The 20,331-nt window shown below is 63.7% G+C and carries 18 protein-coding genes; 11 read left to right on the forward strand and 7 right to left on the reverse strand.

Annotated features, from left to right (window positions below; translation table 11 throughout):
- Positions 1-101: 101 nt before the first annotated feature.
- Entirely contained in the window at positions 102-533 is a 432-nt protein-coding gene (locus tag AC0L30_RS23650) for a hypothetical protein (protein WP_007597734.1), read from the reverse strand.
- Between the two features lie 188 nt (positions 534-721).
- On the opposite strand from AC0L30_RS23650, the gene AC0L30_RS23655 reads away from it, so the two are divergent.
- Complete coding sequence (locus AC0L30_RS23655) at positions 722-1,012, forward strand: GIY-YIG nuclease family protein (RefSeq protein ID WP_007597736.1); 291 nt, start codon at positions 722-724, stop codon at positions 1,010-1,012.
- Between the two features lie 63 nt (positions 1,013-1,075).
- On the opposite strand, the gene AC0L30_RS23660 is transcribed toward AC0L30_RS23655, so the two are convergent.
- Positions 1,076-1,333 carry a hypothetical protein gene (locus tag AC0L30_RS23660; protein WP_007597738.1) on the reverse strand — a complete coding sequence of 86 codons (258 nt, stop codon included), beginning with the start codon at positions 1,331-1,333 and terminating at the stop codon, positions 1,076-1,078.
- 205 nt (positions 1,334-1,538) lie between these two features.
- Here AC0L30_RS23660 and AC0L30_RS23665 point away from each other — a divergent pair, with 205 nt between their 5' ends.
- Both AC0L30_RS23665 and AC0L30_RS23670 read left to right on the forward strand, forming a co-directional pair.
- Positions 1,539-4,055, forward strand: coding sequence for a glycogen/starch/alpha-glucan phosphorylase (locus tag AC0L30_RS23665; protein ID WP_473405338.1), 2,517 nt, complete (start codon positions 1,539-1,541; stop codon positions 4,053-4,055).
- A gap of 94 nt (positions 4,056-4,149) precedes the next feature.
- Positions 4,150-4,965 (forward strand): acyl-CoA thioesterase, encoded by an 816-nt coding sequence (locus tag AC0L30_RS23670; RefSeq protein ID WP_007597740.1) that lies wholly within the window; start codon positions 4,150-4,152, stop codon positions 4,963-4,965.
- A 211-nt stretch (positions 4,966-5,176) separates the two neighbouring features.
- Here AC0L30_RS23670 and AC0L30_RS23675 read toward each other — a convergent pair whose 3' ends face one another.
- The 3 genes from AC0L30_RS23675 to AC0L30_RS23685 form a co-directional block, all read right to left on the reverse strand.
- A complete protein-coding gene (locus AC0L30_RS23675; protein ID WP_007597743.1) occupies positions 5,177-6,793 on the reverse strand; it encodes a phosphoenolpyruvate carboxykinase in 1,617 nt (538 codons plus the stop codon).
- 301 nt (positions 6,794-7,094) lie between these two features.
- On the reverse strand, positions 7,095-9,704 hold the full coding sequence (locus tag AC0L30_RS23680; RefSeq protein WP_473405312.1) for a CHAT domain-containing protein: 2,610 nt from the start codon (positions 9,702-9,704) through the stop codon (positions 7,095-7,097).
- Between the two features lie 63 nt (positions 9,705-9,767).
- Positions 9,768-10,517 (reverse strand): HugZ family pyridoxamine 5'-phosphate oxidase, encoded by a 750-nt coding sequence (locus tag AC0L30_RS23685; protein WP_473405313.1) that lies wholly within the window; start codon positions 10,515-10,517, stop codon positions 9,768-9,770.
- Positions 10,518-10,759: 242 nt separating this feature from the next.
- On the opposite strand from AC0L30_RS23685, the gene AC0L30_RS23690 reads away from it, so the two are divergent.
- The 5 genes from AC0L30_RS23690 to AC0L30_RS23710 all read left to right on the forward strand — a co-directional run bounded on the left by AC0L30_RS23690 (position 10,760) and on the right by AC0L30_RS23710 (position 14,751).
- Entirely contained in the window at positions 10,760-11,461 is a 702-nt protein-coding gene (locus AC0L30_RS23690; protein WP_007597749.1) for a response regulator transcription factor, read from the forward strand.
- Positions 11,462-11,575: 114 nt separating this feature from the next.
- Positions 11,576-13,381: a sensor histidine kinase gene (locus tag AC0L30_RS23695; protein WP_219679159.1), complete on the forward strand. Its 1,806-nt coding sequence runs from the start codon at positions 11,576-11,578 to the stop codon at positions 13,379-13,381.
- Positions 13,378-13,902 carry an HPr kinase/phosphorylase gene (locus AC0L30_RS23700; protein WP_473405314.1) on the forward strand — a complete coding sequence of 175 codons (525 nt, stop codon included), beginning with the start codon at positions 13,378-13,380 and terminating at the stop codon, positions 13,900-13,902. The genes AC0L30_RS23695 and AC0L30_RS23700 overlap by 4 nt, the downstream gene beginning before the upstream one ends.
- 133 nt (positions 13,903-14,035) lie before the next feature.
- A complete protein-coding gene (locus tag AC0L30_RS23705; RefSeq protein WP_007597752.1) occupies positions 14,036-14,437 on the forward strand; it encodes a PTS sugar transporter subunit IIA in 402 nt (133 codons plus the stop codon).
- Positions 14,434-14,751: an HPr family phosphocarrier protein gene (locus tag AC0L30_RS23710; protein ID WP_007597753.1), complete on the forward strand. Its 318-nt coding sequence runs from the start codon at positions 14,434-14,436 to the stop codon at positions 14,749-14,751. The genes AC0L30_RS23705 and AC0L30_RS23710 overlap by 4 nt, the downstream gene beginning before the upstream one ends.
- 15 nt (positions 14,752-14,766) lie before the next feature.
- Here AC0L30_RS23710 and AC0L30_RS23715 read toward each other — a convergent pair whose 3' ends face one another.
- Complete coding sequence (locus AC0L30_RS23715; RefSeq protein ID WP_007597754.1) at positions 14,767-16,392, reverse strand: glycosyltransferase family 39 protein; 1,626 nt, start codon at positions 16,390-16,392, stop codon at positions 14,767-14,769.
- Positions 16,393-16,518: 126 nt separating this feature from the next.
- Here AC0L30_RS23715 and lepA point away from each other — a divergent pair, with 126 nt between their 5' ends.
- Positions 16,519-18,330, forward strand: a complete 1,812-nt coding sequence (gene lepA / locus AC0L30_RS23720) for a translation elongation factor 4 (protein ID WP_007597755.1) — start codon at positions 16,519-16,521, stop codon at positions 18,328-18,330.
- Between the two features lie 216 nt (positions 18,331-18,546).
- Positions 18,547-18,834 carry a hypothetical protein gene (locus AC0L30_RS23725; RefSeq protein WP_473405315.1) on the forward strand — a complete coding sequence of 96 codons (288 nt, stop codon included), beginning with the start codon at positions 18,547-18,549 and terminating at the stop codon, positions 18,832-18,834.
- Between the two features lie 209 nt (positions 18,835-19,043).
- Here AC0L30_RS23725 and AC0L30_RS23730 read toward each other — a convergent pair whose 3' ends face one another.
- Complete coding sequence (locus AC0L30_RS23730) at positions 19,044-19,817, reverse strand: SDR family NAD(P)-dependent oxidoreductase (RefSeq protein ID WP_473405316.1); 774 nt, start codon at positions 19,815-19,817, stop codon at positions 19,044-19,046.
- A 165-nt stretch (positions 19,818-19,982) separates the two neighbouring features.
- On the opposite strand from AC0L30_RS23730, the gene AC0L30_RS23735 reads away from it, so the two are divergent.
- A complete protein-coding gene (locus AC0L30_RS23735) occupies positions 19,983-20,321 on the forward strand; it encodes a response regulator (protein WP_473405317.1) in 339 nt (112 codons plus the stop codon).
- The last annotated feature ends 10 nt before the right edge of the window (positions 20,322-20,331 follow it).

The following is a 20,331-nucleotide window of genomic DNA, read 5'->3' on the forward strand; positions in this document are numbered from 1 at the left end:
GGAACGCGCGTCTCGAACCATGAAGGCCCGGCTGCTACGGCTCGGCCTTCATCCTTCGAGACGCTTGCTGCGCAAGCTCCTCAGGATGAGGGTTGAGACCGTCAACGTCCGATGATCACGCCGATCACGTTCGGCGCCGCCAGATATTTCTCCTCGATCGCCGCGCGCGCGGCGGCGCGGTTGTCTGCCGTGAGCAGGCCGCGCTTCTCGGCCAGGATCATCCAGCAAAACCCCCACCAGTCGGTGAGCATGCCCTGATCGTCGACGAGGTCATAACCCTGCTCGGCGGCGAAGATGCGCGCTTGCGCTTCGTCCAGCGTGTCGAGGAACAGATGGTCCTCGGCAGAAAACAGATCGTCGCTGACGTCGTCGATGGTGTAGCCCCAGATCGACTGGCACACCGCATTGAACTCGCGGTCGAACTGGTCGTCATCGACCGCGTAGCGCCGCGCCGCCTGATGCAGCCGCGACAGCGAGCGCGCGAAATCGGCGATCCTGGTGAGGGCAAACTGGTCGAAGGCAATGGTGGACATGTAGTCCTCGCGAAGTCTGGCGGACGCTAGATATTGTGTCGGCAACGCGCCGAATCACAATGATATATCAAAGACTTGCTAAAGTGTTCTTAATTTGTTCTGACGCTAGGCGCGATTGTTGGAGAGCGTCGTCCTGGCGAAAGCCAGGACCCATTACCCGGTCAGCGTTGCCCTTGCGAGCTGAGGCCATGAGCGCAAGCAGCTACTACGTCTACATCTTGGCGAGCCGCCACCACGGGACAATTTATATTGGCGTCACCAACGACATCCGCGCGCGGCTTGAATTACACCGCTCGGGTCGGGGTTCGAAGTTCGTGCTGAAGTACAAGACATTCCGCCTCGTTCACGTCGAAGCATTCGCGACTCCCCAGGAAGCTATCGCGCGCGAGAAGCAATTGAAGTTCTGGAAGCGGGATTGGAAGATCAAGCTGATCGAGGAGGAAAATCCCGATTGGAATGATCGGTCGGGCCTTCTCTGACAGTCGGGGTAATGGGTCCTGGCTTTCGCCAGGACGACACCTTCTTCGTTGCACCGGTCATGCTCAATTCGCCGCCGACATCAACCTGTCCCCACACGCGCTCGCGTAAAACTTACCGCCGCATTGGCGCTTGATGGCGGCGCAGCGGGCGGCGGGGGATGCGTTTTGCGGGAGTGTGACGGCGCAGCTCAGGCCGTCGACGCTGCGGCCGATCTTGCCGGCGGCGAAGGCGGCGCTGGAGGCGGTGATGCAGACGACGAGAAAGATGGCCGCTGCGATTTCGATCAGCCGTCGCGTCACAGGTCTCATCAGAGCTTTCATGGATGTCTCCTCCACACTGATGGCTGAATTGGCCGCCATTCTAGCACCAAATCCACGTTTCCCCGTATGCGTCCGGGTTCCCAAATCGGCCCGTTCCTTGCATAATTTTACGCCAGCGCAGTGCACGGTCGCACCAGCAATGGTTCCGGTACAGAGGCAAGATGCGTAGGGTCAGTAGTGTTCTCGCGACCAGGAAGTGACGACTTTGCAAGATTCATCGTTCCAGCCCAATTTTCCCGCCGCCAACCAGCCCATCGACGAGCTCGCGCTGGCTGAGATCAAGGGCGCGATTCTGGCGAAGCTGCGCCTTGCCATCGGCAAGGATGCGGGCATGGCGACCAAGCACGACTGGTACCAGGCCGCCGCGCTGGCGCTGCGCGACCGCATCGTGCATCGCTGGCTCACGGCCGAGAAGCACAGCTACGATGCGGGACGCAAGCGCGTCTACTATCTCTCGCTCGAATTCCTGATCGGCCGCCTCTTCAGCGACGCGCTGAACAATATGGGGCTGCTGAAGATCTTCGAGGTCGCGCTCGGCGATCTCGGCGTCTCCTTGCCTGAGCTGCGCAAATGCGAGCCGGACGCGGCGCTCGGCAACGGCGGCCTGGGCCGTCTCGCCGCCTGCTTCATGGAAAGCATGGCGACGCTGTCGATCCCCGCGATCGGCTACGGCATCCGTTATGATTACGGCCTGTTCCGCCAGATCATCAATCAGGGCTGGCAGCAGGAATACCCGGACGAATGGCTCGGCTTCGGCAACCCCTGGGAATTGCAGCGGCCCGAAGTGATCTATGACATTCGCTTCGGCGGCGGTGTCGAGCACGTCGAAGACAAGGGCCGGGATCGCGCGATCTGGCATCCGTCCGAGACCGTGCAGGCGATGGCCTATGACACGCCGATCGTCGGCTGGCGCGGCCAGCACGTCAACGCGCTGCGGCTGTGGTCGGCACGTTCGCCCGATCCGTTGAAGCTCGACGCCTTCAACACCGGCGACTATGTCAGCGCCAGCGCCGAGCAGTCGCGCGCGGAAGCCATTTGTAAATTCCTCTATCCGAACGACGAGAGCCCGGCGGGCCGCGAGCTGCGCCTGCGCCAGGAATATTTCTTCGTCTCGGCTTCGCTGCAGGACCTGATCAAGCGGCATCTTGCGTCCGACGGCCAACTCCGCAGCCTGTCGAGCAAGGTCGCGGTGCAGCTCAACGATACCCATCCGAGCCTCGCCGTCACCGAGCTGATGCGGATCCTGATCGACGACCACAATTTCCGTTGGGACGAGGCCTGGAAGATCACGGTCGCCACGCTGGCCTACACCAACCACACGCTGCTGCCCGAAGCGCTGGAGACCTGGCCGGTCGAGCTGTTCGAACGGCTGTTGCCGCGGCATCTCGAGATCATCTACCGCATCAACGTGCAGCATCTCGCGCTCGCAGAGGCGCGCGCCCCCGGCGACATCGACTTCCGCGCCTCGGTCTCGCTGATCGACGAGAGGAGCGGGCGGCGCGTGCGCATGGGCCAGCTCGCCTTCGTCGGCTCGCACCGCATCAACGGCGTCTCGGCGATGCATTCGGACCTGATGCGAGAGACCGTGTTCCACGATCTCAACCATCTCTATCCCGGCCGCATCACCAACAAGACCAACGGCATCACCTTCCGCCGCTGGCTGATGTTGGCGAACCCGAAGCTGACCGATCTGTTGCGCGAGACCTGCGGCGATGCCGTGCTCGACGATCCGACGCAGCTCAGCCTGATCGAGGCCCGCGCCAGCGACGTCGAATTCCAGAAGAAGTTCCGCGCCGTCAAACATCACAACAAGACCGCGCTGGCGCGCCTGATCGGCGAGCGGCTCGGCATCAAGGTCGATCCGACCGCGCTGTTCGACGTGCAGATCAAGCGCATCCACGAATACAAGCGCCAGCTCCTCAACGTCATCGAGACCGTCGCGCTGTACCAGGCGATCAAGGACGATCCCAACGGCAATTGGGTGCCGCGGGTGAAGATCTTTGCGGGCAAGGCTGCGGCGAGCTACCGCTACGCCAAGCTGATCATCAAGCTGATCAACGACGTTGCGGAAGCCGTCAACAACGATCCCGCGATCGGCGGCAAGCTCAAGGTCGTCTTCCTGCCCGACTACAATGTCAGCCTTGCCGAGGTGATCATTCCCGCCGCCGACCTGTCCGAGCAGATCTCGACGGCCGGCATGGAAGCCTCCGGCACCGGCAACATGAAGCTGTCGCTGAACGGCGCCCTCACTGTCGGCACGCTCGACGGCGCCAACATCGAGATCCGCGACCATGTCGGCGCGGAGAACATCGCGATCTTCGGCATGGAAGCCGGCGACGTGATGATCCGGCGCAAGCAGGGGCTGGACGCCTCCGACGTGATCCGCAATTCGCCGAAGCTCCAGCGCGCCATCAACGCGATCGGCGCCGGCGAATTCTCGCCCGGCGATCCCGGCCGCTTCGAATCGATCGCGCACGCGCTGCGCTATCTCGACCATTACATGGTCAGCGCCGATTTTGATTCCTATTACGAGGCGCAGCGCAGCGTCGACGCACGTTGGCAGGTGGCGCCGGCCTGGACCCGCGCCTCGATCCTCAATGTCGCGCGCATGGCATGGTTCTCCTCCGACCGCACCATCCGCGAATACGCCGAGGAGATCTGGAACGTGCCGGTGAATCCGACCACACCGCTGCTGCCGACCCTGCGCGACGTCGCGGGCTGATTTTCCGCTGCGTGAAATCGGTTACCCGCGAGGTAATTGCACAAGCCGGCGGCGGACGTGATATGACGTCCGTCATTGAACGCCGGATCAAACGATGCACGCCAAGCTCCCGCACCCTTTCGACGACGCCACCCGCGTCACCGCCGGTGACTCGAGCTGGCAGGGACACACCAGCGACGACTATTGGGCCTTTGTCGGCCCGTTCGGCGGCGCCACTGCTGCGACCATTTTGCGTGCGCTGATCGAGCATCCGGAACGTGCCGGCGATCCGCTGGCGCTCACCGTGAATTACTGCGCGCCGATCGCGAAGGGACCGTTCGATCTCGACGTGCGGCTGGTGAAGGCCAACCGCTCCAGCCAGCACTGGAGCGTCGAACTGTCGCAAGGCGGCAGCGAGGTCGCAACGCTCGCCACCGCCGTATTCGCCGAACGCCGGCCGTCCTGGGAGCACAGGGTGGCGCAATATCCCGATGCAAAGCCGTTCGAACAGACGATGCCGTTCCCGAAGATCGCGGCGTCCTGGGCCAACCAGTATGAATTCCGCTTCGTCGAGGGCGAGATGCGGATCGGCCCGCCGCGGGCCGAGCTCGCCAGCACTTACTCAAAGCTCTGGATCAGTGATCGCGAGCCGCGCAAGCTCGACATGCCGTCGCTGATGTCGATGTCGGACGCCTTCTTCGGCCGCATCTTCCATGCGCGGCGCGAGCTGGTGCCGTTCGGCACGGTGTCGCTGACGACGTATTTCCACACCGACAGCGAAGAGCTCGCGGCCGAGGACATCACCCGCGTGCTGGCGACCGCAGATTCCAAGATCATGCACAAGAGCTACGCCGACCAGAACGCCGAGCTGTGGTCGCCGAACGGAAGGTTGCTCGCGACGAGCACGCAGATCGCGTATTTCAAGGCGTAGCTGCTTCCCCTCTCCCCTTGCGGGAGAGGGTGGCTCGTCGCGAAGCGACGAGACGGGTGAGGGGTTCTCTCCGCGAGCGCTTCTCTTGCGGTTGAACGCGCGGAGAGAACCCCTCATCCGGCGCTTCGCGCCACCTTCTCCCGCAAGGGGAGAAGGAAAGATAAAAAAGGGCGGCCTCGCGGCCGCCCTTTCGATTTCAAGCGCGGCGATCTTACTCCGCCGCGAGCTTCACGTCCGGTGCAGCGGCGCGGACTTCGGCGTCGACCTGGGCTTCGAACTTGGCAAAATTCTTCTGGAACATCCCGACCAGCGCGCGGGCGGTCTTGTCGAACTCGTCCTTGTCCTTCCAGGTGTTGACCGGATTGAGGATCTCGCTCGGCACACCCGGCAGCGCGGTCGGGACCGCGAAGCCGAAATATTTGTCGGTGCGGAATTGGACGTTGCGAAGCGAGCCGTCGAGCGCAGCGGTGAGCAGCGCGCGCGTCACCTTGATCGGCATGCGCGAGCCGGTGCCGTATTTGCCGCCGGTCCACCCCGTGTTGACCAACCAGCAGTCGACATTGTGCTGGGCGATCAGGTCGCGCAGCATGTTGCCGTAGACGCTGGGGTCGAGCGGCAGGAAGGGCGAACCGAAGCAGGTCGAGAATTCCGGCTGCGGCTCATTGCCGAGACCGCGCTCGGTGCCCGCGACCTTCGCCGTGTAGCCCGACAGGAAGTGATACATCGCCTGCGCCGGCGAGAGCTTGGCGATCGGCGGCAGCACGCCGAAGGCGTCGGCGGCGAGCATCACCACGTTCTTCGGCTGCGGCGCGCGACCGGTGCGCGAGGCGTTCGGGATGAATTCGAGCGGATAGGCCGAGCGCGTGTTCTCGGTCTTTGAGCCGTCGTCGAAATCGACCACGCGGGTGTCTTCGTCGAGCACGCAGTTCTCGAGCACTGCGCCGAAGCGGGTCGAGGCGGCGTAGATCTCGGGCTCGGCTTCCTGCGACAGCTTGATGCACTTGGCATAGCAGCCGCCTTCGAAATTGAAGACGCCGTTCGGGCCCCAGCCGTGCTCGTCATCGCCGATCAGCGTGCGGTTCGGATCGGCTGACAGCGTGGTCTTGCCGGTGCCGGACAGGCCGAAGAAGATCGCGGCGTCGCCCTTGGCGCCGACATTGGCCGAGCAATGCATCGGCATCACGCCGCGCTCGGGCAAATAGTAGTTCAGTGTGGTGAAGACCGACTTCTTCATCTCGCCGGCATAATAAGACCCGCCGATCAGCACGATCTTGCGGGCGAAATCGATCGCGACGACGTTCTCCGACTTGCAGCCATGGCGCTTCGGATCGGCGCGGAAGCTCGGCATGTCGATGATGGTGAGCTCTGGCGTGAAGCTCGATAACTCGACCGCCTCGGGGCGGATCAGCAGCGTGCGAATGAACAGCGAATGCCAGGCGAGCTCGGTGAAGACGCGGGTCTTGATGCGATATGCCGGATCGGCGCCGCCGTAGAGGTCCTGCGCGAACAGCGACTTGCCTTCGGCGTGCTTGAGGAAGTCCTGGTAGAGCGTCTCGAACTGCTCTGCGGTGATCGACTGGTTGCCGGCCCACCACATCTTCTTGTCGGTGGTGGCATCACGCACCGTGAATTTGTCCTTGGGGCTGCGGCCGGTGAACTCGCCTGTGTCGGCGCAGAGCGCGCCATCGGCCGACAGCACCGCCTCGCCCGCGGAGAGCGAGTATTGATAGAGTTGCGGCGCACCGAGGTTCCAGTGAACCTGCTTGAGATTCTTTAAGCCGAATTTGTCGGCGCCGAAGGCACCGTTGCGCACGCCCGTCTCTTGCACGAAAAATCCTCCTAGAACCCACTCAGCGCGATCATGCTTGGCGCCGCCGCGGTCACCGTGATTACAGGCCGTTCGGCCTCGGTTGGAACGACCTAATACTGATGAACGCAGGCGTTGCCAAGCTGATCCCTTAGGATTTGGTTTATTCAAGGACCGCGCCAAACGTCGCGCATGTCAGCTCTGAGCAGGTGCGTCAAAAAATCGACAATGATCGCGCAACCAAATGCGCGCTTCGGCGTTTCCCAAGGTTGTTGCGACGCACAATTCCGAAGACAGTCGCAGCGAAAATTCCAAGCCCACCCTATCTTACCGCGCCTTCGCCGATGAGCGCGAAGGGCCCCCACATCGCAGGATAGGCGTTGCGCGGTGACGAGGTGTCGTCAACGTAGGTTAACATCGCGCGGCGCAAGGCTTCGGCACGCCCCATTTTTGGTTCGTTTTTGAGCAGCTCGAAAGTCATCGTGGTCAGGCGGGTGGCAGCTTCCGAATCCACGGCCCAATGCGAGACCAGGAGTGCGCGCGCACCGGCGTAGAAGAACGAGCGCGCCAGTCCCGACAGAGCCTCGGCGCCCGGCTTGTCGCCTGCAATGGTATTGCAGGCCGACAGCACAACCCAATCCGCATTGAGCTTGAGCTGAGCGACTTCACTTGCAGTGAGGAGACCGTCGTCGAGCTCTGTCGGCTGATCGGGAATGGAGAGCGCGAGCGAGGGCTCACCCAGTCCCTTGATGTCGCCGGCAACGAGGCCGTGGGTGGCAAAGTAGATGATGCCGTATTGAGCAAGCGCTGCACGCTTGAGTGTCGTCTCGCTGGCGTCGCGGCCGAGATGAATATCGGCCTCGGCAGCCCCGACATCCCTGGCCACCGCGTTTAACTCATCGGCGGTGTCGGGCAGTTGCGGCAGCGCCTGCGCAAGCCGCGCGCGATCGACGCCGGCACCGCGCCAGAAATCGCTATAGGCAATGGTCGCGATGCTGCGCGCGGCGACCTTGCCGTTCGCGGCGCGCCGCTCGGCGGGCGCTTCCAGTGCAGGATTGAACACGGGATCGCCGAAGCCGGTCATCGGCTTCACGCTTTGGTCCCGACGCGCAAAGGCCCGCAACGATTTCAGACTGACCACCGACGGCAGCACCGAGACGGCCTGACGCCGCAGCAGCCAGGCAGCGCTGCGATAGCCTTCGAGCGTGTCGGGGATCGCAGCCTGCGGCTTCTCGGTGACGAGCAGATGAAACGGTAATGCGGTCAGCGCAGCCGACGGCACCACCAGCAGGCTGCGCTTGTCCTTTGTCAACGCCTCGACCGGACCGAGCAGCGCGACATGGAGTTCGTTGGCGAGCGCGAGATCGAACAATCCGGATTTGCCGGAGGCATCGCGCGCCTTGCCGACGTCGAGTCCCTTGCGGAATGCCGTCACCTTCTGCGTCAGCGCATCCGCGCCGAGTGGGATGGCCATCCAGTCGACGCCCTCGCGCGTGATCGCGATGACATAGCTCTGCTTGTCGACGACGGAGTAGAGCACCATCGCTTCGTCGGCTGATAGCAGCAGCTGGATGTCCTTTGCCGTCAACGGCTGGGGATTGGAGAGCGACGCGTAGTCGGGAAACTCGACCGCGAGCGTCTTCTGCAAGCCCGCACGCTCGTTGGCAATCGTTGCAATCCGCGCGCGGCTGCGCTGCTCGGTTGCGAGATCGCGCTGCGCGGATTGCTTCGACACTGCGGTGACGATCGCCTTGTCGAGTGCCTCGGATTCAGCCGCAAGATCCTGGTCCCGGCGAACCAGCTCGGCGAGCCGGTCGCTGCCGGCGGCAAGCCGAACCGCGAGCTTGTTCACGGCGGATGCGGCGGAGGATTGTGTGCCGCGCTGGATCGCGGCGAGGGCCTCGTCCAGCGCCTTGTCGCCGGGCAGCAGATCTTGTTGGCGTGCGGCAAACAGGACCGGCAACACGACGCGCAACTGGGCGCGATCGCCCCGAAGCGTCCTTTCCGCGAACGGCAATGCGTCCGCGGTGCGCCCGGCCACGTAGAGGAAATAAGCGAGATTGCTGGTCGAGGTCATGACCTCGGGATGATCAGGCCCAAGCGCGCGTTCGCGGATGAGCAGCGCGCGGCGATAGAGCGGCTCGGCGTCGCCGTAGCGCTGCTGGTGCTCGTAGAGGCCTGCGAGATTGTTCAGCGAGCGGGCGACGTCGGGATGATCCGGTCCCAGCACCTTCTCGCGGATCGCGAGCGAGCGCTTGATCGGCGCTTCCGCGTCGGCATCGCGGTTGAGATCGCGATAGACCTGGCCGAGATTGTTCAGGACCGTCGCCACCGCCGGATGCTCGGGGCCGCCGGCCTTCTGATAGATCGCGAGCGCCCGGTGAAACAACGGTTCGGCGTCTGCATAGTGCTGCTGCTTCACATAGAGCGTGGCGAGATTATTGAGCGACTGCCCGACATCGGGATGCTCGCGCGACAGCCCCTTCTCGCGAACGGCGAGCGCTCGCCTGAACAGCGGCTCGGCCTCGGCGTAGCGGCTCTGCCGCTGGTAAAGCGCGGCGAGATTGCTCAGTTCGGCTCCAATCAACGGGGTTTCGAGACCGAGCGACTTTTCCATCAGCATGATGGCGCGCTTGTAGAGCGGCTCCGCCAGATCGTCGTGGCCCTGACCGGCATGAACCTGGCCGAGGTTGTTCAGCGCGGCGGCGAGGTCGCGACCGGTGTCGCTCTTCTCCAGGCTCGCGACCATGCCTTGCGCCAACGGCAGTGCTTCCGAATATCTGCCGGCGCTCATGAGTGCGTTGATCCGCTCGCCCTCCGCGGCGAGACCTTTCTGAGCAAGGCTTGTCTGGGCAAGGCTGGGCGTGACAAACGATGCGGTGATCGCGAGCGTCAAACCCGCAACCAGCGTCAGTCTATTCCATTCTGCCATGACGCTCTCGCCGCCGCCTTCTGACCAATTATGGTCTTGGGTCGCGGCGATGGGCAGCAGCGTTCAATCTTTTGCGCTCTGGTCCATCCTGGTGCGCGCTTCGCCGGCGAGGCGAACCAGCATCTTGCGCAGCAAGGTGCCATCAGTAACCCGCTCCGGGAAGTCCAGCCGCAAGGCGGTCTGGCCGTCCTGCATGTCGAGGCCCTCCGGATCGCAGCCGGTGCAGCGCCAGTCGCCCGCGGCAGCGCCCAGCAGTTTTGTTGCATAGAGGCCCATGGCCTCGCGGTGGTCGGCATTCATGTGCTCTACCGCGCCCTGCTCCGCCGCCAGCAATTCCTCGGCGCCCGTGAGGTCCGTCAGGAATTGCTTCGGCTTGAGATCGACGATCCGGCCGAAGCCGGCGACCAGATGGGTTCCCGTGGGCCGAATCCGGAAGAAGGAGAAATCCTTAAAGGAAACAAAGGCCTCCGCTGAGGGATGAGCATTGAGATACCGTCGCCGGAGCAGATCCTTGTCCGCATCGGCCGGCTCGGCATGGCCGGACAGCATGATTCGGGCACCTTCCAGCGGATCGCCCGCCGCCCGCTCATCCAGCATCAGGGACACCCTGCTGTCGGCCAGGATGTTCCTGGTGTGCACGGCCAATCCTGAGATCAGCAGGATCGGAGAGCCATCCGGATGGCTCGCCAGATTGACCAGGGAACAATAGGGATCGCCGCTGCCGGCCATCAATGTCGCCAGGGCCCCCTGCCGTGACCGCCGCAGCAGCGATTTGGCGAGCTTTCCGGGGTCGAAATCGGAGGTCGGTTGCATCGGCTTTCTCGGGTCAGGTGGTTGCATGGAGGGCCTTTTTTCGGGTAAACCGGGGCCCGGATATGGGTCGAGATGCGGCGAATCTGCCGTGTTTCGTGGAACTTGGTCACACTTCAGCCTAGCTTGCATTGCTCGGTGACAAGGTTCGAATGCCAACATCGGCACCCATGTATGCGGCGCATCAGTGGATTGCTCGCCGTTTTCAAGCCACGACCCAAACGGAAAGCAGAAAGCAGAGGCTCATGCCCACAATCGCTTTGGTCGACGACGACCGCAACATTCTCACATCCGTCTCGATCGCGCTGGAGGCCGAAGGCTACCGCATCATGACCTATACCGACGGCGCCTCCGCGCTCGACGGTTTCCGCACCACCCAGCCCGATCTTGCCATCCTCGACATCAAGATGCCGCGCATGGACGGCATGGAGACGTTGCGCCGGCTGCGGCAGAAATCCGATCTGCCGGTGATCTTCCTGACCTCCAAGGACGAAGAGATCGACGAGCTGTTCGGCCTCAAGATGGGCGCCGACGACTTCATCCGCAAACCGTTCTCGCAGCGCCTGCTGGTCGAGCGCGTCAAGGCGGTGCTGCGCCGCTCGGCGCCGAAGGATCCGACCGTCACGCCGAAGGAGAACGACGCCAAGGCGCTCGACCGCGGCCTGCTGCGCATGGATCCTGAACGGCACACCTGCACCTGGAAAAATGAGCCGGTGACGCTGACCGTCACCGAATTCCTGATCCTGCAGGCGCTCGCGACCCGGCCCGGCGTGGTGAAGAGCCGCAACGCGCTGATGGACGCCGCCTATGACGACCAGGTCTATGTCGACGACCGCACCATCGACAGCCACATCAAGCGGCTGCGCAAGAAGTTCAAGGTCGTCGACAACGAGTTCGAGATGATCGAGACGCTCTACGGCGTCGGCTACCGCTTCAAGGAAGCCTGAGGCGCGCGCCTCCACGAAAGACCGAGAGCATCGCCGGTTCTGATTCCATCGGGACCGGGATGGCTCTAGGATGCGGGGACCTTCGCACGAGCTGTCCTAACGCGGGCGTGAGCATTGCTTGACCGAACGCAGCCTGACGAGAACCAGAACGCCGAGGACGTCACCGCCCGCGGCGCTCCGGATCAATTGGCCGATGACAAGCCGGCCGTGCGGGGCTGGCGTCCGCTGAACTGGCTGAAACGCGCCGGGCAGTTCTTCTTCGCGCTGTCCTTCTCGAGCCTGACCCGCCGCATCGTTTCGCTCAACCTCGCCGGCCTCGTCGCGCTGGTGGCGAGCATCCTCTATCTGTCGCAATTCCGCGCCGGCCTGATCGACGCGCGCGCGCAGAGCCTGCTGGTGCAGGCGGAGATCATCGCCGGCGCGATCGCGGCCTCCGCGACGGTGCAGACCAACGCCATCACCATCGACCCCGACCGGTTGCTCGACCTCAAGCCGGGCGAGACCTATGGCGGGTCGGACGAGTATTCCCCGCTGGATTTTCCGATCAATCCGGAGCGCGTGGCGCCGGTGCTGCGCACGCTGATCTCGCCGACCAAGACGCGCGCCCGCATCTACGACCCGAACGGCAGCCTGTTGGTCGACAGCCGCAGCCTCGATACCGTGGTGCGCTTCCCCCTGCCGTCAGTCTCCGCCGAGAAGCCGGGCATGGTCGAACGCGGCATGGTCGCGGTTCGTACTTGGCTCAATCGCGGCGACCTGCCGCTCTATCGCGAGCTCGGCCCCGAGAACGGCAATGGCTATGCGGAGGTGGGCGACGCGCTTCAGGGCCAGAAGCGCTCGATGGTGCGGGTCAATGCGCGCGGCGAGGTGATCGTCTCGGTCGCGGTCCCCGTGCTGCGCTCGCGCGCCATCCACGGCGCGCTGATGCTGTCGACACAGGGCGACGACATCGACCAGATGGTCACCGCGGAGCGCCTCGCGATCCTCAAGGTGGGCGGTGTCGCCGCCGCGGTCATGATCATGCTGTCGCTGCTGCTCGCCAGCACGATCGCAGGTCCGGTCCGCCGGCTCGCAGACAGCGCCGAGCTGATCCGCCGCCGCATCAGGACCCGGGTCGAAATTCCCGACTTCACACGTCGTCGCGACGAGATCGGCCATCTCTCCGGTGCGCTGCGCGACATGACCAGTGCACTCTACAGCCGCATCGAAGCGATCGAGATGTTCGCCGCCGACGTCGCCCACGAATTGAAGAACCCGTTGACCTCGTTGCGCTCCGCGGTCGAGACGTTGCCGCTGGCGCGCAACGAGAACAGCCGCGCGCGGCTGCTCGAGGTGATCGAGCATGACGTCAAGCGGCTCGACCGGCTGATCTCGGACATCTCCGACGCCAGCCGCCTCGATGCCGAACTGCAGCGCCAGGATGCGATCCCGGTCGACCTGCGCCGCCTGCTGACGACGCTCGTCTCCGTCGCCAATGAAACCAAGCTCGGCCATGACGTCGCGGTCGAAATGCGTTTCGAGGGTCGCAGCCCGACCGACAATTTCGCCGTGACCGGCCACGATTCGCGGCTCGGACAGGTGGTCTCCAACCTGCTCTCGAACGCACAGTCCTTCTCCGAGCCCGGCAACAAGGTGCGCCTCACCTGCCGCCGCGTGCGCGGAGAGATCGAGATCGTGGTCGACGACGACGGCCCCGGAATCCGCGACGACGCGCTGGAGCGCATCTTCGAGCGCTTCTACACCGACCGACCTCATCAGGGCTTTGGCCAGAACTCCGGCCTCGGCCTGTCGATCTCCAAGCAGATCGTCGACGCGCATGGCGGACGCATCTGGGCCGAGAACCGCCCCGGCCCGGCGGACGAGGACGGAGCGCCTAGTGTTGTCGGCGCGCGCTTCGTGGTGAGGCTGCCGGCGCTATGAGCGACGGCGGTCCCAGCATTCACGCCTCAGCGGTCAAGGTTGGAGATCTGGCGGTGCTGATCCGCGGGCCCTCGGGCTCCGGCAAGTCGCGCCTTGCCTTCGATTTGATCATGGCAGGGCGTAGCGGCGTGCTCGAAAGGGCCGTTCTGGTCGGTGATGACCGTGTCCATCTGGCGACACTCGGCCGCGAAATTGAGGTCCGCCCCGCCCCGGTCCTGGCCGGCCTGATCGAGATCCGGGGGCTGGGAATCCGCAGCTGCGACTTCGTGGAGCATGCGACCGTCGGCCTCGTGGTCGATCTGGACGCCGCGGATGCAGAGCGACTGCCGCCGGCAGAATCCTTGAAAACAGTCATTTTCGGTGTCGAAATACCGCGAATACCTGTGGGCCGCGACTATTTGCCCCTCCCTCTGGTTGTCGCGGCCTTGACCACTACCAAGAGTTCATCTTCCGTTAACCCTTCAGCCGATTGTTTGAAGGGAAATGGTAACCATATGAACCCCACACTCGCGACCGAATAGACCGGCGCAGCTCCCCTTATCCATCCGTCTAGATTCAGGGAGATACGCAACATCCCCTCTTGCGCGGGGGCTCTGGATGGTCAAAGTGGCGCGTTCGTGCGGTGCACCAAAAGCGCCCGCGAGGAGTTTTCCGATGATTGGTCTAGTACTTGTGACCCACGGGCGCCTTGCCGACGAATTCAAGGCAGCGCTTGAACATGTCATGGGCCCACAAAAGCAAATCGAAGCGATCACGATCGGCGCCGAAGATGATTCCGATCTCTGTCGAAGCGACATTATCGAGGCGGTTAACCGCGTCGATTCCGGCGACGGCGTCGCGATCCTCACCGACATGTTCGGCGGCACGCCGTCCAATTTGGCAATATCCTGCATGAGCCGGCCGAAGGTCGAAGTGCTCGCGGGCATCAACCTTCCCATGCTGGTGAAGCTCGCCAAGGTGCGCGAGGAGCGTCCGCTCCCCGATGCGATCGCGATGGCCCAGGAAGCCGGCCGCAAATACGTCACCATCGCCAGCCGCGTCCTCGCCGGCAAATGAGCGACGAGGCGCCGCAAGCCGGGACGGGCGTGCCCGCGGGCGCGATCTCCAAGGACCTCCTGATCATCAACAAGCGCGGCCTGCACGCGCGGGCCTCCGCCAAGTTCGTCCAGGCCGTCGAGCGCTTCAACGCGCAGGTCTGGGTGACGCGCGGCGGCGAAACCGTCGGCGGCACCTCGATCATGGGCCTGATGATGCTCGCCGCCGGTCCCGGCACCACCATCACGGTCGCCGCTTCCGGCGACGATGCCGAAGCCGCGCTCGCGGCGATCACCGAACTCGTTGAAAGCAAATTCAACGAGGAAGGGATTTAGGCGGCTTCGCCTCGATCATTTCCCCGGCGGCGCGATGTAGATGTTCCAGCTCATCGACGGACCGGCCTTGCCGTGGGTGAAACGGCGCGTCGTCATGACGATGCGCTCGGCGTTTGGCGCAACTTCGGACACCCATTTCTCGAACGCCGGCAGGCGGCCGTCGGCCGGGTCGAACACGCCGATGAAGCCGTATCGCTTGACGTCATCGGGCGAAATCAACCCGGACCCCCAGGCTTCGAGCGGCGTGAACGCGGCCGGATGATCCGGGCTGTAGAACACCATCGGCTGGATCGACTCCATGGTGCCGGCGACGACCGCCCAGCGCGAGGCGAAGCGCGCGTGCCAGGCCTGCGTCAGCTCGCGTGCGAGATCCGAGCGCGCGCCATAAGTCGCCGTGTTGCCGGCATTGGCCGTCATCTCGCGCGCGGCGATCCAGGGCGAGGCAATGAGCGTGGCGACGCTGAGCACGAGCCAGATCGCGACAATGTTGAACAGCGCCGCACTCTGCACCCGCAACGCCGGGATCGCGACCAGCGAGAGCGGCACCAGAAAGAACAGCGAGATGCCCCAATCGGTCTTCATGTAGATGCTGAACGCCAGCGCGCCGAGCGCGGGTCCGACCGCGACGATGATCTGGATGATCCAGACGTTGCGCGCCTGCGAAAGGTTCACGCTCGCATTCGCGCCGCGCGCCCAGGCGCGCGTGACGATGCGCAAGGGCGCACGCAGGAGCAGCCTGAACCAAGGTGGCACCAGCGCCATCGCCAGCGCCGCCAGCGCCACCGGCAATGCCAGCAGCGCGACATTGTGCAGGGCATAGCCGGCCACCAGCTGATGCACCTGGCCGCTGTCCTCGAGGCTGTAAGTATCGCCCGCATAGGTCAGCGGCACGAAATGCGCGTCCGCCAGCCAGACGATGTGCGGGATCATCGCCACCATCATCGACGCGATCGCAACCCATGGCGCCGGCGACGACAGGAATCTCATCCGCTCCGGATGGATCAGCGCGGCGAGCCCGATGGCGCCGATCATGGTCAGCACCCAGTATTTGGTCATCAGCGCCAGCGCGCCGGCAAGGCCGAGCAAGATCCCGGATTGCCAGCTCCGCTTCTCGAACGCATTGAGATAAGCGAGCACGAGGAGCGGCAAGGTGACGAGCTGGAGCAGATCGGGATTGTACTTGAAACCCTTGAAATTGAAGATCGGGTAGAGCGCGACCATCACCACGACCAGGAACGCGCGCCGCGCATCCACGACGCGTAGCGCGATGAGCCAGCAGATCACCATACCGGTGCCGACGGTCGCCATCGCCAGCGCATAGGTCGCCCAGTCCGTCGGCGGGAACACCGTGAACCAGAGGCCGGCGACCCAGCCCGACAACGGCGGGTGCTTGCCATAGCCCCAGAGGAATTTCTGCCCCCAGCCCCAGGCTTCCGCGACGTCCATGTGAACGTCCTGCGCTGCCTTGAGATTGATCAGGATGAAGGTCCAGAGCACCGCATGCAGGATGGCGAGCTGGATCACCAGCCACAGGCGCGCCTCGGGGCGGGTCGCGCTGGCAACCAGCCAGGCCCGAAAGCGGGCATAGCTCACCCGGGTCTTCGCGCGCGCTCGGGCAGACGGGATCGAGGTCGTCGACATGGGCCTGGACATCAGGCGTTGCGTAGCGCGTTTCGGGCTGTCGTGGAATCAGCTTGGCGTGAACAAAGGCCCTGAAAATACAGCAATATGGTTGCCGCACGGGGATGTGAGTGGTATCCCGCGCCCATGACGACCGTCCCCATTTCCAACATCCGCAATTTCTCCATCGTCGCCCATATCGACCATGGCAAATCGACGCTGGCCGACCGCCTGATTCAGATGACCGGCGGCCTCACCGACCGGGAAATGGCGGGCAAGGAGCAGGTGCTCGATTCCATGGACATCGAGCGCGAGCGCGGCATCACCATCAAGGCGCAGACGGTGCGCCTCGCCTACCGCGCCAAGGACGGCAAGGATTACATCTTCAACCTGATGGACACGCCCGGCCATGTCGACTTCGCCTACGAAGTCTCGCGGTCGCTGGCGGCCTGCGAGGGTTCCCTGCTGGTGGTCGACGCCAGCCAGGGCGTCGAGGCGCAGACGCTCGCCAACGTCTACCACGCGCTCGATGCGGGGCATGAGATCGTTCCGGTCCTGAACAAGGTCGACCTCCCCGCCGCAGAGCCCGAGAAGGTCAAGCAACAGATCGAGGACGTCATCGGCATCGACGCCTCCGAGTCCGTGATGATCTCGGCCAAGACCGGCCTCGGCGTGCCCGATGTGCTGGAAGCGATCGTCACCCGCCTGCCGCCGCCGAAGGGCGACCGCGAGGCGACGCTGAAGGCGCTGCTGGTCGACAGCTGGTACGACGTCTATCTCGGCGTCGTCGTGCTGATCCGCGTCGTCGACGGTGTCATGAAGAAGGGCAGCCGGGTTCGCATGATGGGCACGGGCGCGGCCTATGACATCGAGCGCGTCGGCTTCTTCACCCCGAAGATGACGCAGGTCGACGAGCTCGGCCCCGGCGAGATCGGCTTCATCACCGCCGCGATCAAAGAAGTGGCCGACACCCGCGTCGGCGACACCATCACCGACGACAAGAAGCCTGTCACCGAGATGCTGGCGGGCTTCAAGCCGGCCATTCCCGTGGTGTTCTGCGGCTTGTTCCCCGCCGACGCCGACGACTTCGAGACCTTGCGCGCGGCGATGGGCAAGCTGCGCCTCAACGATGCCAGCTTCTCCTACGAGATGGAGACCTCGGCCGCACTCGGCTTCGGCTTCCGCTGCGGCTTCCTCGGGCTGTTGCATCTGGAGATCATCCAGGAGCGTCTGTCGCGCGAATTCGACCTCAACCTGATCGCGACCGCCCCGAGCGTGATCTACAAGATGAGCCTGACCGACGGGCAGGAAATCTCGATTCACAATCCTGTCGACATGCCTGATGTGGTCAAGATCGCGGAGATCCAGGAGCCCTGGATCGAGGCCACGATTCTCACGCCCGACGAATATCTCGGCAGCGTGCTCAAGCTGTGCCAGGACCGCCGCGGCGTGCAGAAGGAGCTGACCTACGTCGGCTCCCGCGCCATGGTGAAATACGATCTGCCGCTCAACGAGGTCGTGTTCGACTTCTACGACCGCCTGAAGTCGGTCTCCAAAGGCTACGCCTCGTTCGACTATCATCTCACCGACTACAAGCCGGCCGATCTGGTGAAGATGCAGATCCTCGTCAACAACGAGCCGGTCGACGCGCTCTCGATGCTGGTCCACCGCACCCGCGCGGAGGGGCGCGGCCGCGCCATGGTCGAGAAGATGAAGGATTTGATCCCGCCGCACATGTTCCAGATCCCGATCCAGGCGGCGATCGGCGGCAAGGTGATCGCCCGCGAGACGGTGCGTGCGCTGCGCAAGGACGTCACCGCAAAGTGCTACGGCGGCGACATCACGCGTAAGCGCAAACTTCTGGAGAAGCAGAAGGAAGGCAAGAAGAAGATGCGGCAGTTCGGCAAGGTCGACATCCCGCAGGAAGCCTTCATTGCCGCGCTGAAGGTGGATAGCTGAGGCGGGGGCCTAGCCCGGCTCGAGCGAAACAACACAGGTCCGGTAGGGATGTTTGGGGCCGGATAACAAAAAACGCGAAAACAACCCCATGCACAGTAGCCGGCACGTTGTTGGCACAAGGTTTTTCCAACTTCCGATTTTACGAATCCTGTTTGACTCGTCGGGCAAAACAGGAGCATGATGGCATCATGGCAGCGGTGCGGTCGGCAGGCGGCGATGTCCCATCAAAGCAAACCAGTCGTGCTCGTGGCCCGAATACCGGCAGAGGGTATCGCGAACTTTCGAGCCTACAAGGGCGCGGTTCTGCCGCTATTGCCCGAGTTCAACGGACGTCTGGACCGTCGGCTTCGAACTCCGGATGGCACCATCGAGATGCACATCGTCAGCTTCGCATCCGATGAGGACTTTCAAAACTATCGGAATGACCCTCGGCGGACAGGTCAGGCCTCGTTGCTGGAAAAATCAGCAGCCAAGCTGGAAGTGTTTCCGATAGCGGACGTCTGACGGACCTCACGCGAGGTCTTCGGTGCGCTTGGAGGAAACACCGGCTCGACAAGGCATCGGTGCACATTCCGGTCATTTGGACCAACGCCCGATCAGCTCGTAGGATGGGTTGAGCTCTTGCGAAGCCCATCGGCCGACGAGCGCTGTCTGGAAGTTTGATGGGTTTCGCTTGCGCTCTACCCATCCTACGAGCATCAGGCGAATTGCTTCTACGCCGGAGGCAGCGTCGCCCCGGTTAACTCGCCCAGCTTGTCGAGAAGCTTTTCCTGAAAATCGGGATCGGTCGCTTCGTGCGCCGGCTCTTGTTGCCGGAGGTCATGCCAGTAACGACCGCTGACCAGGGCGGCGGGATCATCGCTCACGGCGAGCCAGGTCTGCGTCCGTTGTCCGGTGGCCACGCCGACCGGCGCTCCGGCACCGCCCATTTTGGTGCGCGCCCAGCCGGGATCGACGGCGTTGCTCAGCACCTGCGGCCAACGCCGCGCCAAGGCAAAGGCCAGTGCGACCATGTGCAGCTTGCTCTCCGCATACGCCTTGGCCGAATCCCAGGCTCGCCTCGTCCAGTCGAGATCGCCTAGCGATCCCTCTCCGCCGCGATGTAGTCCGCTGCTGAGATACACCAGGCGATCGGGGCGCTTCATCAGGGCGGTGAGCAAATAGGGCGCGAGCGTGTTGACCGCCAGGGTGGAGGCGTGGCCTTCGGGCGTCGGGCCGCGGCTGCGCTCGGTATAGACGCCGGCGTTGTGGATGACCGCGTCCATTCGTCCGATCGCGTTGACCTGATCTGCCACATGCCTCGTCTGGGCGGCGCTCTTGAGATCGCCGATCACGACCCGTGCGGAATGCGAGTCAAGCTCGGAGATTGCCGCCGCACGTTCCGCCGATCGTGCGTGCAGGACGATTTGGTGGCCCTGTTCGAGGAGAGACTGGGCAGCTGCGCGGCCCAGACCGTCCGTGCTGCCCGTGATGAAGACGATTGCCATTGCCACTCCTGTCCGATCCCCGCTTCGGCGCCTCCGTCGAAGCCTCAAGGAGAATGCAACATGTTCGACTGATCATGCCGTGCGCAGGTCGCTGCGAACGAAGACATCACAACCGAACAATCTTCCGGGATGCGCATTAACATCCGATAAGTTGGGAATGACCGCATGTCGAATTTCGTCACGCTGCTGGTCGAGGATGACTCGCTCCAGCGCGAAGTTCTATCCGACCTCCTCAAGGACGAAGGGTTCGAAGTCGTCGAATGTGCCACCGCAGAAGCGGCGGAGCTTATCGTGGCGTCGACGGGCACGGAGCTGCGGGCGCTCATCACCGATCACAACCTCGCAGGGAGAATGACCGGGCTCGAGCTCGCAGAGTACGCTCGCAGTGCCCATCCGGGGCTGAACATCGTGCTGATGTCCGGGACAATGATGGCGCCGCTGCCGCCCAACACGATTTTTTTGCGCAAGCCGTTTGCGCCAGCTCATTTGCTGGCGGCCGTGTAGAACGGGGATT

The sequence above is a fragment of the Bradyrhizobium sp. MI1.11 genome (genome assembly GCF_055811255.1).

Bases quoted from the DNA above. Each gene is read 5' to 3' on its own strand.
- AC0L30_RS23705 (WP_007597752.1), top strand. From the start codon at position 14,036: ATGATTGGTCTAGTACTTGTGACCCACGGGCGCCTTGCCGACGAATTC.
- AC0L30_RS23650 (WP_007597734.1), bottom strand. From the start codon at position 533: ATGTCCACCATTGCCTTCGACCAGTTTGCCCTCACCAGGATCGCCGAT.
- AC0L30_RS23655 (WP_007597736.1), top strand. From the start codon at position 722: ATGAGCGCAAGCAGCTACTACGTCTACATCTTGGCGAGCCGCCACCAC.
- AC0L30_RS23670 (WP_007597740.1), top strand. From the start codon at position 4,150: ATGCACGCCAAGCTCCCGCACCCTTTCGACGACGCCACCCGCGTCACC.
- AC0L30_RS23735 (WP_473405317.1), top strand. From the start codon at position 19,983: ATGTCGAATTTCGTCACGCTGCTGGTCGAGGATGACTCGCTCCAGCGC.
- AC0L30_RS23690 (WP_007597749.1), top strand. From the start codon at position 10,760: ATGCCCACAATCGCTTTGGTCGACGACGACCGCAACATTCTCACATCC.
- AC0L30_RS23725 (WP_473405315.1), top strand. From the start codon at position 18,547: ATGTCCCATCAAAGCAAACCAGTCGTGCTCGTGGCCCGAATACCGGCA.
- AC0L30_RS23700 (WP_473405314.1), top strand. From the start codon at position 13,378: ATGAGCGACGGCGGTCCCAGCATTCACGCCTCAGCGGTCAAGGTTGGA.
- AC0L30_RS23685 (WP_473405313.1), bottom strand. From the start codon at position 10,517: ATGCAACCGACCTCCGATTTCGACCCCGGAAAGCTCGCCAAATCGCTG.
- AC0L30_RS23710 (WP_007597753.1), top strand. From the start codon at position 14,434: ATGAGCGACGAGGCGCCGCAAGCCGGGACGGGCGTGCCCGCGGGCGCG.
- lepA (WP_007597755.1), top strand. From the start codon at position 16,519: ATGACGACCGTCCCCATTTCCAACATCCGCAATTTCTCCATCGTCGCC.
- AC0L30_RS23660 (WP_007597738.1), bottom strand. From the start codon at position 1,333: ATGAAAGCTCTGATGAGACCTGTGACGCGACGGCTGATCGAAATCGCA.
- AC0L30_RS23730 (WP_473405316.1), bottom strand. From the start codon at position 19,817: ATGGCAATCGTCTTCATCACGGGCAGCACGGACGGTCTGGGCCGCGCA.
- AC0L30_RS23680 (WP_473405312.1), bottom strand. From the start codon at position 9,704: ATGGCAGAATGGAATAGACTGACGCTGGTTGCGGGTTTGACGCTCGCG.
- AC0L30_RS23715 (WP_007597754.1), bottom strand. From the start codon at position 16,392: ATGTCGACGACCTCGATCCCGTCTGCCCGAGCGCGCGCGAAGACCCGG.